Genomic DNA, 14194 nt, shown 5'->3' on the forward strand with positions numbered 1-14194 from the left:
CCTTTTTATAGTTTGTTTATAATGGCATATTATACTCTATAAGTATATTTTTTCTATCATAAAGGATTAGTGGCTTTTATACAGCAGTGATCGCTGTTGGGATTCGGGGATCTGTATCAAGCAGCTTGAACCGATGTCCGACACCTATATCCTTAGATTCTAACGTTTGCTGTACCGACATACGTGCAAGATCCTTCATATTGTTATCTTGGCTTAAATGGGCTAGATAAATACTAATCGTACGGTCTCCGATGACTTCTGCCATAGCTAAAGCTGCATCTTCATTAGATACATGTCCAACATCGCTTAGGATTCGGCGTTTAATGCTCCAGGGATACCTGCCCATTCGTAGCATTTCTACATCATGATTACTTTCAAATACATAAACATCTGCATTTTTAATAATGCCTTTCATTCGATCACTCACATAACCCGTATCTGTAATAATCACCAGCTTCTTTTCACCATGATGAAACACATAAAACATGGGCTCTGCTGCATCATGAGAAACTCCAAATGATTCAACATCAATGTCTTGAAACGTTTGAACCTGTCCGGATTCAAAAATAAACTTTTGCTCAACTGGAATCGCGCCGATTAAGGGTTCCATCGCTTTCCACGTTTTGCTATTCGCGTAGATAGGTAAGTCATATTTACGGGCTAGAATTCCTACCCCTTTAATATGATCACTATGCTCATGAGTGACAAGGATACCTGATAGCTCTTTCGGATTAACATTAACACGCTGGAACAATTGATCCATTTGCTTTCCGCTCAAGCCCGCATCAACGAGTAACTTCATTTTGTCCGTTCCTATATATATCGCATTCCCGCTGCTTCCACTAGCAAGAACACTGAAATGTAAACTCATTATTCCTCACTCCAGTTTGCACTATCTCGAATAATAAGCCCTTCGAAGGCATTTACGAAATAGTTTTCTTCGTTGTCAATGATAAAGTGCCAGGTTGGCACAAACACCTGTGAGTCCTTAACTAGGGTATAATATCCAAGGTCCACCTTCGTTACTTTACTTCCTTGATTTAATTCATTTCTTTCAAACATATTTTCAATTGCTTTTAACGCTGTGAAGGTTCCTGTTTGTTCTTCATCCACTTCCATTACTTCTATATCCTCAAGAAGGGTTTGTTCATAATAGACCATCTCATTTTTTTCATTTAAACGAATAACTAGCACCGCATTTTTATTATAATAAATGGTTTTCCCCTTATATTGTTGAAAAAAGACCATATTCATTTCTTCTTCGACACCCCAAAATACATAGGAACTGCCTTCAATCACATTCTCTTTAATAAAAGACTGTAACCACTGCGGGGAATTTTCCACAATGGGAATAGGTCTTTCAAATCTAGAAATTATTTTGTTTTTTTCGCTAATCTGTGGATCTTGCCCTTTAAGCTTGGCTATATCCTCTTCTGTGAAAGTCCTGCTTGCTCCGCTTATATACGTTTCATCAATAGGTTCATTGGGCATATCTACATAAGAGATATCATTTTCTTTTAACTGATCCTCTACTGTAGCCTCTGCAAGAAGTCCCAACTGATTACTGTCTCGCTTTTCAACAAATTGGAAAGCTAGGAACAAATCAAGGATTAGAAAAACGATAATAAAAATGGTTTTAGTTCTACTCCAATCCAATCAAGTTCCCCCCTAGCTCTCTTAAATCATCATCCATGACTATTTTTTTCCAGTCACCATCAAGCTTTACTATCCATATTGGTTCTACTGTTACTTTTGCATTCGAATGGTCCTTAATCATTTCGTATCCGATTTTGACATCCTCTAGCTTGAGAGGATCAAAAGATGGTGTTTGCCTTAACAAATCGATCAATGTTTGACCAGATGGAAGTTCGACAACGGAGCTTTCGCTTTCAATTGTTACCTGTAGTCTAAATAGTGGTCTCTTGTATATATCAAAGAGGCCTGTTTCACCCCAGGTTAAGATCATCCTTGATAATCCACTATAGTTGTAAACAGGCAATCCATTTATATGCAATCTAAAGACAGCCGATTTGGAAGAAGAATCCCATTCAGTAAATTGGTACGTATCTGTCCACCCACTATGATCATTCACAAAATCAACACTCTTTTGTATCATTTTAGAAGCACTTATCACCTGTTGATCAGAATCGGTTGATGGATTAATATAGCGCATATAATCCCCGCTACTATCAATTTTCAATGCCCTTGACCCATCAGAATAAGATTCTCCTCCTGATTCTTGAAAATCCTGCTTCACATAGCTCGGATCGGTAAATAACGCATTTTTAAAATCCTTACCAGCCAGTTTAACTGAATAGTACGTGATTCGGTCTGCTTTTACCATATCGACTGGTAAAAAGAAGCTATGATATATATCTGTTTTATAAGCAAAGTATTGTGGATATCTTGGAGCAGTCTGAAAGATTTCCCTGTTAAAGTCCTGGTAAGAGAAATTGTTCAGTTTTGCTTCATACACTTGATTGTTCTTATACGAAATAAAATAAGCAACTGAATTCTCTTGTTGTGACTGCATGGCCGGAATTAAAAGCCGATCAAAAGTAACCGAACGAATCTCATCATCTTCAATCTTTAGGATTCCTTTTAGCGTTTCGATTGGTATTTCAGATGGGAAAATTACTTCGACACCTTCCTGTTCATAAAGAAAATCTAGATATTCATCCCTAATTGATGCTGTGATATCTCTAAAATCATTAAAGTTCCATGCACGAATATTCCTCATCATATTCTTCATATCAGTTCCATTAGCAGTCCCATAGTGATGATCATTTTTGTGAAAAAGTATTTTCTGAGGCAGGATTAAGCTTGTAGGTTCCTTTTTCAACCCGATATTTACGTCTTGAATAAACTTAGTTTTTTCAATGACACCATAGTTAGGTTGGTATGTCCATATACTCCATGTCAACACTAGGCTCATAATAACTGATAACGTTAAGAGAACAGATTTAATGTTTTCGTAGTTCATTCCCAATCATCCTCAAGATCATTTTCCAGTGGGAGTGAGAAATGGACAGTTGTTCCAATATACTCATTGCTCTTTGCCCAAATCTCTCCTCCATGCGCCTCTACCATTTCTTTTGCAATAGCCAATCCTAAACCAGTTCCACCAAGCTTTCTTGATCTTGCCTTCTCCACACGATAAAATCGGTCAAAGATATGATTAAGATTATCCTTTGGAATTCCAACACCTTGGTCTAGTACCGTTACCTCGAGATCGTTTTCCTTCTTTCTTAAATGGAATTGGATCACTCCACCCTCTGGGGAATATTTTAAGGCATTGGAGATAATGTTATCTAATACTTGTGTAATCTTGTCCTCATCTATTTCAATAAAAAATTCTTGATCAGGGATTTTTCGAACAAAGGTCACATTCTGCTGTTTGGTCATCTCAAATCGATCAATGATTTTATTGAAATAGAGCGAAAAATCAACCCAGTCTTTTGTGAGACGGTAATCCGTACTGTCTAATTTTGATAGCTGTAATAAATCATTGACTAAACGAATCATTCGTTCCGTTTCTGTTTGCGTGACATCTAGAAACTTAGGTGCAATCTCTTGGTCTTTCCATGCACCATCAGCCAAAGCCTCTAAATAGCTTCTCATTGTTGTGAGTGGTGTCCTTAACTCGTGTGACACATTCGCAACAAACTCTCTTCTTTCCTGTTCAATCTTTTCTTGTTCGGTAATATCGTATAACACAGCAATTAATCCGTTTATCAAACCTGTTTCTTTTTGGATAACTGAGAAATTCACTTTTAAAATATATGGCCTCTGTTCAGTGCTAAAGTCTAGAACAAGAGAGTCTGATTCATTCATAATATTTTCTAGTGAATACTCTTCCTCAATCCCTAGTACCGTTAAAATAGACTCTGCCAATATGGTTTCACGTGAAACATTTAACATATCACAGGCAGGGTCATTCACTAAGATGATCCTACCCTTTCGGTCAGTTGCAATCACACCATCTGTCATATAGGCTAAAACAGAGCTTAGCTTTCTTCGCTCACCTTCAGTCGTTGCTTGTGCTTCTTGCAGTCTCTTGGTCAAGGTATTAAATGTCAGGGCTAATTGACCTATTTCATCATATCCGTACACCTTTACTTTTCTAGAGAAGTTCCCTTTTGCCATTTCAAGAGCTTGCTTTCGCATATCTGACATAGGTCTCGTAATAGTTTGAGCTAGAAATATTCCAAGTATTGCTGTGATAGTTAAGGCTATTCCCGTACCTGTTACGAATATGTTATTAATTTGCTTCATTTGGTCATAGACGTTTTCCATAGAGGCTTCAAGATATGTAACACCTAGTATATCTTTACCACTTTTAATTGGAACAGTTAAGACAAGCATACGATGACCCAATTGTTTATCAACTAAAACCTTCTCATCTCTTGACCCCGCAACTAATGCTTGTTTGACTGGAATATCTGTCGTTCTTCTCCCGACAATTTGTTGACTATTAATGTCTGATGTACCGATTACTCGACTCTTATTATCAATAACCCGTACATCTATAATATCTTCAGAGAAGAAATCAAATAAAATTTGTTGTACCTTTTCTTCTAATCTAGGCATATTCTCATCTCGTTTAATAATCATTTCTTGCTCCAAATTATAGGCTAATAAATCAACCTTTTCATTCAATGATTCAGAAAAGTTTGAGACAAGCTGCTTTTCTAATCGTTGAACAAAATAAACACCGATAATTTGCATGGCGATTAAAATCAATAACACGTATATTAATACAAATTTAAAATGAATCGATTTAAAAAAACCGACTTTTTTCATCACCTTTTACTCCTGCTCTGGATTTTTAAGATAATATCCAACACCTCTTCTTGTTACTATCCATGTTGGATGGCTTGGGCTATCCTCCACTTTTTCTCGTAAACGTCTAACTGTTACATCAACTGTCCGAACATCTCCATAATAATCATAGCCCCAAACGGTTTGAAGTAGATGTTCTCTCGTCATAACCTGACCAATATGCTTGCCTAAATAATGAAGTAATTCAAACTCTCTATGAGTTAACTCGATTTCTACCCCTCGCTTTGTTACGGAATACGCATCAGGGTGTATAATCAATGTCCCAATCGTGATCTCATTGGTTTCAACCGTTGCTTCTCCAGTATCCTTTTGCTGGTGTCGTCTCATATTTGCTTTGACCCTTGCTAAAAGCTCTCTTGTACTAAAAGGCTTTGTTACATAATCATCAGCCCCGAGCTCTAACCCCAGTACCTTATCAATCTCTGAATCTTTAGCGGTTAACATGATAATTGGCATATCATACTTTTTCCTTACTTCACGGCATACTTCCATACCATCCTTTAAAGGAAGCATTATATCTAATAAAATTAAATCAGGTTTATGCTCTTCAACCATCTGTATGGCTTCTATACCATCATAAGCACATAAAACCTCATATCCTTCTTTTTGTAAATTAAATTTAATTATATCTGCAATTGGTTTTTCATCATCAACTACTAGTATTTTTTTCTCCATGTCATTGCTCCTCACATTAATTTTTGAGAAGATGCTATATCTTTATCTTGTAATCTATCTATAACTTTACCATTTCTAGCAAAGGAAATCACCTTTTCCCATGAAGGTGGTTCCTTCCATTTATATTATTAGGATATTTCTATACAAAAATCCTCTAGCCAGGACTAGAGGATTTTAATGATTTATTTATTTTATGTAGTTTATTGGATTCTGTAAACTTCCGCTCTTATACACTTCAAAATGAAGGTGAACTCCAGTTGAATTTCCAGTCTCTCCCATTACCCCGATCTTCTGTCCTCTTTGAACGGTTTGGCCAACTCCTACAGAAAGACTATCTAAATGCGCATACATTGTTGTAATACCGTTATTATGATTGATAACAATTTTATTCCCATAACCACCATCATATCCTGCCGATGTAACAACACCGTTATCAGCAGCTAATATGTTCCGGTTGCTAGGTCGAGCAATATCAATCCCTTTGTGCATTTTCCCCCAGCGATAACCTAAGTTACTAGAGATATATCCACCAACAGCTGGCCATGCTAATGATCCAGTTCCACGAGATGGGATAACCTTTGTACCTTTTTCTACGATTTCAATTACTGGTTCTTTAACTATCTCTTCTTTTGTTGTTTCTTGCTTTACGATATTTCCATTTTCTTTAGAAACAAGGTAGTTTACTAGTTTTTCACCATTTTGGCCTTCTTGCTTTACCTTGTTTTCACCTTTAGGCAAATCTTTATTTTCTTTTACTTCCCTAGTAAAAGATATATTTTCACGCTTAGATACTTCTTCTTGAAGTAGAACATGTAGATAAGGTTTAATGGCTGTAACATTCATTTCTTCACCTGGTTTGATCAAAGATTCATCTGTTAGTCCTGAATTCAATGCAAGTAACTCAGCTAGCTCAAGATTATGCTTGCTAGCAATTGTTCCAAGGACATCTCCTTCTTGAACTTGATACTTCTTCTCCTCAAGTGCCCCTTTAGAAAGGTAGGTAACAGCCTCTTCCACAGTTAGCATCTTATCGGGTGAAATTTTTTGTTCATTAATTGAAACCTTTTCCTTAAATGTAACGTCTAATATACGAGACTGCCCTTCTTCAAGAACAGGTAAAGTTGTATTTGGGTCTTTAGTTTCAATTTGTACGAGTGCTTCTTCTGAAATATATTTTAATTTCATCAATCGCAATACTTCGTCAGCCATTTCTTTATTTTCTAGAAATGCAATAGGCTCATCATTTATTAAAATTGAGGATGACTCTGCTAATATTTGTAGATTATCAGTTAGCAATTTAATTACTTGCTGATTATTTACATTTGGTCTAAAAACCTTCTCAGAAATGAACTGTACGTTATTATCTAACCCGAAATCAATGGTAGGATTTTTAGCTTTGAGTGTTATTTCACGGTTTTCTATGTAACTTTCCACTACCCGTTTGTTATCGACCGTACCTATTCTTTCTCCATTAACATATACATGATAAACCGTATTAATACCTAAACTACTGTCTGCTGATACAGTCCCAATCATCAAAGTAGTGATCACAGCAGTACTCACGGCTGTTCGTTTCACCATATCTGAAACATTGTAATAACGTGAACGTAATTTATCTTTCCAATCAAACACTGTTCTTCCTCCTAAACAAGGCTATCCTTCAGTACGAAGTGCCTTTCTGTAAGTGTAACAGTTTCCATTAGTACTTATAGACTAGTAAACTATTATTACGACAAGGTGAATTCCCATTCACAAATATGTCACTTTTTTAACTTTAGCATAAACTGATAGATAATAGGCTAAAAAACAGAAATATGTAATATAATTGTAGTATTATTGTCATATTTTAGGGAATAATTGCCGATAAGTAGTATATTTGACTATATGAAAAAAGACATGCATTCTTCAGCATGTCTTTTTGGGATGGCTCGGGACGGAATCGAACCGCCGACACAAGGATTTTCAGTCCTTTGCTCTACCGACTGAGCTACCGAGCCATAATTTTTATATGTAGTCATATATTATTAACTACTTTCTTATCTGGGCAAAGCTTCGTCCCAATCTCAGGAAGATCATGCAAGATGCAGCTCGATTGGTACGCTGAAGTGATTTCAATGAAGATTATTCGATCGTGCTCTACCGACTGAGCTACCGAGCCATAATTTTTTATATGTAGTCATATATCGTGAACTACTTTTTTATCTGGGCAAAGTTCGTCCCAATCTCAGGAAGATCATGCAAGATGCAGCTCGATTGGTACGCTGAAGTAATTTCAATGAAGATTATTCGATCGTGCTCTACCGACTGAGCTACCGAGCCATAATTTTTATATGTAGTCATATATTATTAACTACTTTCTTATCTGGGCAAAGCTTCGTCCCAATCTCAGGAAGATCATGCAAGATGCAGCTCGATTGGTACGCTGAAGTGATTTCAATGAAGATTATTCGATCGTGCTCTACCGACTGAGCTACCGAGCCATAATTTTTTATATGTAGTCATATATCGTGAACTACTTTTTTATCTGGGCAAAGCTTCATCATAATATGTGTATAGTAAATTCTATTCGAAAAAAAACAAATGGTGACCCATACGGGATTCGAACCCGTGTTACCGCCGTGAAAGGGCGGTGTCTTAACCGCTTGACCAATGGGCCGTAATGCTTAAAAATGGTGAGCCATAATGGATTAAAAACCATCGAATCTATTATTAATTGGCTGCTCAGTATAAGATTTTTGTTCAAAAGAACAACAAATAATATAATACCATGTAATTTCAATTAAATTCAAGATAAATTTTATTGTTTATATTGATATTAACCAATTGGCAGCGTTCATTATAGGCACATCATCTCATTATTCCCGTCACTTTGATCTTAATCAAGTTAGAAATTTTTTTCCGTTAGAAAAATCCCCTGTTACTTAGATGTACTCGTAACAAGGGAATATAAATTATTTAGGTCCATATACACTGCGGACTAAGTTTGTTTGTTTGCGATCAGGACCAACAGAGAAAATGGATAATGGAATCCCTGTTAACTGAGAAATTCTTTCAATATAATGACGGGCATTTTCAGGCAACTCACTTAATGTTTGCACCCCTGTTAAATCTTCGGTCCAACCTGGAAGCTCCTCATACACTGGTTCACATTGAGCAAGTACCTTCAAGCTAGCTGGAAAATCCTTAACCACTTCTCCATTATATTGGTAGGCTGTACATATTTTCAGCTTTTCTATACCTGTTAATACATCGATGGAATTTAATGATAGATCTGTAATACCACTCACTCTTCTTGCATGTCTTACAACAACACTGTCAAACCAACCTACACGACGAGGGCGGCCTGTTGTTGTTCCGTATTCCCGGCCAACTTCACGAATTTGAACACCGATCTCATCATGTATTTCAGTCGGGAATGGACCATCTCCCACACGAGTTGTATATGCCTTAGAAACACCAACAACATGATTTATTTTAGAAGGTCCAACACCGCTTCCAATTGTAACTCCACCCGCTATCGGATTGGAAGAAGTAACAAATGGATAGGTACCTTGGTCAATATCTAGCATAACACCTTGAGCTCCTTCAAAAAGGACGCGTCTACCTTCATCAAGTGCATCATTTAATACAACAGAAGTGTCACATACATATTTCGCAATCTGTTGACCATATTCATAATATTCGTCTAGGATATCTTCTATTTTAAGACCTTCTACTTCATAGAACTTCTCAAATAAACGATTCTTTTCGTTAAGGTTATTTGTTAATTTAGACTCAAATTCTTCACGATCCAATAAGTCAGTAATACGAATGCCCATTCTAGCTGCTTTATCCATATAGGCAGGTCCAATACCCTTTTTCGTTGTACCGATCTTATTTGCCCCTTTACGTTCTTCCTCTACCTCATCTAATTTCAGATGATAAGGTAAGATGACATGAGCACGGTTACTAATTCTAAGATGATCGGTTGTAACTCCTAAATCGTGTAAATATTTTAATTCTTCTACTAAGGCTTTAGGGTCAATTACCATTCCGTTTCCTAAAACACAAATTTTATCTGAATAAAAAATCCCAGAAGGAATCAAGTGTAATTTATATTTTTGACCGTTAAAAACAATGGTATGACCAGCATTGTTTCCACCTTGGTATCTAGCTACAACCTCTGCATTTTCGGATAAGTAATCAGTGATCTTACCTTTTCCTTCGTCTCCCCATTGTGTTCCAACAACAACAACTGATGACATTATCTGCACCTCCGCGAAATTACCTTACTTATACATTTTCTCAACAAACCATTGTAAGTATACTGGTATAGAATAGAAAAGTCAATATTAAACACGAACATTATAGGTTCGACAACGTAGTTTGTTCGTTTTTATTCAGGAATGATTTATATACTATTCGTATTGTAATCATACCAAAATGATACGAATTGAACCTCTTTCTTCTTGGCTGTTTTCGTAAACATTCTTCCTATTTATCCAATTGAAGAGTGGTTGATTGTAGCGAGTGTTGCTTCCTTTCCACGGGTCAGGTGGTGAACATCCTCGGCGCAGAGCGCCTTGTGCTTAGTCTAACCTGCCCCGCTGCTCCACCACGAGTCTCGCATATCCGTTCCAATCAACCAATTTGTCAACCGATTGCTATTACAAAACTCGTATTAAAAAACACAATTTTTTAAAAAAGAGCCTGCTTTTTAGAATAATACTACATGATACTAGACAATCTTTAAACAAACAAAACCCCCTCATTAATGAGGGGGTTACGCACCGGCAGGTACATTTGAGTCGTCGAATCGTCTCTCTAAGTTTACAAATTTATTAAACTCTTTTACGAAGGCCAATTCGACCGTTCCAGTCGGGCCATTACGTTGTTTTGCTATGATGATTTCTATTATATTCTTATTCTCTGATTCTTTATCATAGTAATCATCACGATATAAGAAAGCTACGATATCAGCATCCTGCTCAATACTCCCTGATTCACGAATATCTGACATCATTGGACGTTTGTCCTGACGTTGTTCAACGCCACGAGATAGCTGCGATAAGGCAATAACAGGTACTTCTAATTCACGTGCCAGTGATTTTAATGAACGGGAAATTTCAGATACTTCCTGCTGACGATTCTCACCTGCTCGTCCGTTCCCTGAAATCAGTTGTAGATAGTCAATTAAAATCATACCAAGACCGTGTTCTTGCTTTAGTCTTCGGCATTTAGCTTGAATATCATTAATTTTCACTCCTGGTGTATCATCTATATAAATTCCGGCATTTGAGAGGCTTCCCATTGCCATTGTTAGCTTTCCCCAATCCTCAGGAGTTAATTGACCTGTTCGTAAGTTTTGAGCATTAATATTTCCTTCTGCACACAACATACGCATTACAAGCTGTTGTGCACCCATCTCTAAACTAAAGATCGCCACATTTTCATCTGTTTTTGTCGCGACGTTTTGAGCAATATTCAAGGCAAATGCTGTCTTACCGACTGAAGGACGGGCTGCTACAATAATGAGATCATTTCGTTGAAATCCAGCTGTCATTCGATCCAGCTCCGAGAAACCAGTGGCAATTCCAGTTACATCTCCTACACGATTATGAAGCAACTCAATATTATCGTAGGCACCCACTAGTACATCTTTAATATTTTGGAAAGCCCCGCTATTTCTTCTTCGCGAAACATCTAGTATGTTTTTTTCAGCTTCATTTAGAAGTACTTCCACTTCATCGTTTTGAGAATAACCATCTGTTGCAATTGCTGTAGCTGTTCTAATTAATCTACGTAAAATTGATTTCTCTTCAACCATCTTGGCATAATATTCAATGTTAGCTGCAGTAGGTACAGAGTTTGCTAGATCACTTAAATAAGAGACATTACCAATTTCCTCAAGTAATTTCATATCTGCTAATTCTGATGTTACTGTTACAAGGTCGACGGGCTCTCCCTTTTCTGACAATGTGATCATAACAGTAAAGATTCTTTGATGAGAAGCTCGATAGAAATCTTCTGGAATTAATATTTCAGAGGCCGTGATTAATGAGGAGGGTTCTAAAAATATTGCACCTAAAACTGCTTGTTCCGCTTCAATATTTTGTGGAGGGGTACGATCGGCATATATATCTGACATTAATGGTTTTCCTCCTATCGAGAATCACAAACTAGCTTATATGAATTCATATTTCTTCAATAAAAATAGAAGGAGCAGCTACCATTAGCTGCTTTCTTCTTTATATTTCTTTAACATGTACTTTTAAGGTTGCTGTTACTTTCGGGTGAAGTTTAACAGGAACATTTGTCACACCTAATGAACGAATAAGATCACTTAATTCCATTTTGCGTTTGTCGATCTTGATTTTATGGGCCTTTAGAAGCTCATCTGCAATTTGCTTTGTCGTTATGGATCCGAAAAGGCGACCGCCTTCTCCTGACTTTGCCTTCAATTCAACAGTCAATTCCTCAAGAGTCCCTTTTAGGTTTTGAGCTTGTTGGTATTCTTCCTCAACCTCTTTTTGTTCTTTTTTCTTTTGTCCTTCGAGAGTGCTTACATTTGCATTACTTGCTTCAATCGCCAATCCCTGCTTTATTAGGAAATTATGTGCATAACCGTCCGCAACATTTTTAACTTCTCCCTTTTTCCCTTTACCTTTAACATCCTTTAAGAATATCACTTTCATAACTCTATACTACTCCCTTCGATATACTCATCTATGGCTACTTGTAACTTTTTCTCCGCTTCATCAATTGTACAGTTTGATAACTGAGCAGCAGCATTTGTTAAATGCCCACCACCCTTTAACGCCTCCATGATCAATTGAACATTAATATCACCTAATGACCTGGCACTTATTCCAACTACTCCATCATGTCTTGTGGCAATAGCAAACGAGGCAATAACACCACTCATAGACAGAAGAGTATCTGCAGATTGGGCTATTAACACTTGATCATATCGCTCGTCTTGATTTCCTTTTGCGATGGCTAATCCAGTTTTATAAAGTACAGTTTTCTCTATGATTTTTGAACGTTTTACAAAAACATTTATATCTTCTTTTAAGAACTTTTGGACGAGAATCGTATCTGCACCATGTGCTCTTAAATAAGAAGCAGCATCGAAGGTTCTAGAACCGGTTCGAAGTGTAAAGCTTTTTGTATCAACAATAATTCCAGCTAATAACGCTGTTGATTCTAGCATATCTAACTTCGACCGTTTTGGTTGATATTCTAAAAGTTCTGTCACGAGCTCTGCTGTAGATGACGCATATGGCTCCATATAAACAAGCAATGGGTTCTCAATGAAATCCTCACCACGCCTGTGATGATCAATAACTACCACACGATCCAATTTAGACAGCAACTTCTCTTCAATAACTAATGAAGGCTTATGTGTATCAACTACGACAAGTAAGGTCTCTTCTGTAGAAATCTCAATTGCTTGCTCAGGTGTTATAAACCGAGACCAAAGCTCTGGATGCAACTTAATCTCACTAATTAGGCGTTGAACACCTGTATCCAGTTCATTTTTATCGATGACAATAAATCCTTCTCTTTGATTAGCTTGGGCTACCTTTAAAATTCCAATAGAGGCACCAATTGCATCCATGTCCGGGTATTTATGTCCCATGATGACTATTTTATCACTTTCTATTACAAGCTCTCGTAATGCATGGGAAATCACCCTTGCCCTTACTCTTGTTCGCTTTTCCATTGGATTAGTTTTACCACCGTAAAACTTAACCTTCCCATTGGATTGCTTAATTGCTACTTGATCTCCACCTCGTCCCAATGCTAAATCCAACCCGGATTGAGCTAATGATCCTAGTTCAGGAAGTGAAGGAGTGCCTGAACCGATTCCAATACTTAAAGTCAAAGGAATACTCTGCTTTGATGTATTCTCTCTTACTTGGTCTAAAATATCAAACTTAGTTTTTTCTAGTACATACAATATTTGCTCATTGAAAACAGCAAAGAACCGTTCTGATGATGTCCTTTTTAGAAAAACACCGTTATTTGTTGCCCATTTATTTAAGATTGAGGTCACCTGACTATTAATATTACTCTTCCGTTGATCGTCCATCCCTTGGGTTACTTCATCATAGTTGTCTAAAAAGATCACACCCAGTACTGACCGTTCATCCTCATAAAGCTTTTCAATTTCAGCTTGTTCAGTTACATCAAAGAAATATAACAATCTTTCCTCTTTTTTATTCATTATCTTTAACTTTCGACTGTGTATGGAAACAACTTCAATTTCAACTTCTTGCTTTATTAATGGAAGAAGTGCTTCAGATAAATCCTGAATAGATTTACCAATAATCGATTCCTCTCCGAAAAAAGAGGTCATATACGGATTGGTCCATTCAATCTGATATTCCTCATTATATAGAATTATGCCAATTGGCATTTCCATTAAGGCTTCTTCCCCTACTTTTTTAACTCGATGGGATAGAGTTGAAATATACTGCTCCATATCCTGACGAAATAGAGTATCTGATCTCAAGAGGAAATAAAGAAGAACACCCAGTATCGTAAATCCAAGAAGACCAAGAATCCACTGATAAAAACCAATGACTCCTATTAAAAAAGCGGTAATACCAACTAATGTATAAATGGGATAACGAAAGATTCGCTTCCGATAAAAATTAGGCATGTTTTCATTTTCAGCTCCTAAACATGTCTT

Annotated in this window: 10 protein-coding genes and 2 tRNA genes; all 12 read right to left on the minus strand. The window is 36.8% G+C overall.

Annotated elements, in window-relative coordinates:
* Window positions 1-76 precede the first annotated feature (76 nt).
* The gene (locus ACOI1C_RS14855; protein WP_422511281.1) at window positions 77-871 is read right to left on the minus strand and encodes an MBL fold metallo-hydrolase; all 795 of its coding nucleotides are present in this window, start codon (window positions 869-871) and stop codon (window positions 77-79) included.
* Window positions 871-1656, minus strand: a complete 786-nt coding sequence (locus tag ACOI1C_RS14860) for a two-component system regulatory protein YycI (RefSeq protein ID WP_422511282.1) — start codon at window positions 1654-1656, stop codon at window positions 871-873. The genes ACOI1C_RS14855 and ACOI1C_RS14860 overlap by 1 nt, the downstream gene beginning before the upstream one ends.
* Window positions 1643-2983 (minus strand): YycH family regulatory protein, encoded by a 1341-nt coding sequence (locus ACOI1C_RS14865; protein ID WP_422511283.1) that lies wholly within the window; start codon window positions 2981-2983, stop codon window positions 1643-1645. The genes ACOI1C_RS14860 and ACOI1C_RS14865 overlap by 14 nt, the downstream gene beginning before the upstream one ends.
* Entirely contained in the window at window positions 2980-4803 is a 1824-nt protein-coding gene (walK, locus tag ACOI1C_RS14870; protein ID WP_422511284.1) for a cell wall metabolism sensor histidine kinase WalK, read from the minus strand. The genes ACOI1C_RS14865 and walK overlap by 4 nt, the downstream gene beginning before the upstream one ends.
* A gap of 6 nt (window positions 4804-4809) precedes the next feature.
* Window positions 4810-5517 (minus strand): response regulator YycF, encoded by a 708-nt coding sequence (yycF, locus tag ACOI1C_RS14875; protein ID WP_422511285.1) that lies wholly within the window; start codon window positions 5515-5517, stop codon window positions 4810-4812.
* 186 nt (window positions 5518-5703) lie between these two features.
* The gene (locus ACOI1C_RS14880; protein WP_422511286.1) at window positions 5704-7149 is read right to left on the minus strand and encodes a peptidoglycan DD-metalloendopeptidase family protein; all 1446 of its coding nucleotides are present in this window, start codon (window positions 7147-7149) and stop codon (window positions 5704-5706) included.
* A gap of 292 nt (window positions 7150-7441) precedes the next feature.
* Window positions 7442-7514 (minus strand) — tRNA-Phe (locus ACOI1C_RS14885).
* Window positions 7515-8098: 584 nt separating this feature from the next.
* Window positions 8099-8173, minus strand: a tRNA-Glu gene (locus ACOI1C_RS14890).
* Between the two features lie 295 nt (window positions 8174-8468).
* Window positions 8469-9761 (minus strand): adenylosuccinate synthase, encoded by a 1293-nt coding sequence (locus ACOI1C_RS14895; RefSeq protein ID WP_422511287.1) that lies wholly within the window; start codon window positions 9759-9761, stop codon window positions 8469-8471.
* 518 nt (window positions 9762-10279) lie between these two features.
* On the minus strand, window positions 10280-11644 hold the full coding sequence (gene dnaB, locus ACOI1C_RS14900) for a replicative DNA helicase (protein WP_422511288.1): 1365 nt from the start codon (window positions 11642-11644) through the stop codon (window positions 10280-10282).
* A 100-nt stretch (window positions 11645-11744) separates the two neighbouring features.
* A complete protein-coding gene (gene rplI, locus ACOI1C_RS14905) occupies window positions 11745-12191 on the minus strand; it encodes a 50S ribosomal protein L9 (RefSeq protein ID WP_422511289.1) in 447 nt (148 codons plus the stop codon).
* Entirely contained in the window at window positions 12188-14164 is a 1977-nt protein-coding gene (locus ACOI1C_RS14910) for a DHH family phosphoesterase (RefSeq protein ID WP_422511290.1), read from the minus strand. The genes rplI and ACOI1C_RS14910 overlap by 4 nt, the downstream gene beginning before the upstream one ends.
* Window positions 14165-14194 lie beyond the last annotated feature (30 nt).

The sequence above is a fragment of the Bacillus sp. DJP31 genome (assembly GCF_049310945.1).
Classification (GTDB): Bacteria; Bacillota; Bacilli; order Bacillales; family SA4; genus Bacillus_BS.

Excerpts from the sequence above, each read along its gene's own strand:
- ACOI1C_RS14855 (WP_422511281.1), bottom strand. The coding sequence starts at position 871 with ATGAGTTTACATTTCAGTGTTCTTGCTAGTGGAAGCAGCGGGAATGCG.
- ACOI1C_RS14865 (WP_422511283.1), bottom strand. The coding sequence starts at position 2,983 with ATGAACTACGAAAACATTAAATCTGTTCTCTTAACGTTATCAGTTATT.
- walK (WP_422511284.1), bottom strand. The coding sequence starts at position 4,803 with ATGAAAAAAGTCGGTTTTTTTAAATCGATTCATTTTAAATTTGTATTA.
- yycF (WP_422511285.1), bottom strand. The coding sequence starts at position 5,517 with ATGGAGAAAAAAATACTAGTAGTTGATGATGAAAAACCAATTGCAGAT.
- ACOI1C_RS14895 (WP_422511287.1), bottom strand. The coding sequence starts at position 9,761 with ATGTCATCAGTTGTTGTTGTTGGAACACAATGGGGAGACGAAGGAAAA.
- dnaB (WP_422511288.1), bottom strand. The coding sequence starts at position 11,644 with ATGTCAGATATATATGCCGATCGTACCCCTCCACAAAATATTGAAGCG.
- rplI (WP_422511289.1), bottom strand. The coding sequence starts at position 12,191 with ATGAAAGTGATATTCTTAAAGGATGTTAAAGGTAAAGGGAAAAAGGGA.
- ACOI1C_RS14910 (WP_422511290.1), bottom strand. The coding sequence starts at position 14,164 with ATGCCTAATTTTTATCGGAAGCGAATCTTTCGTTATCCCATTTATACA.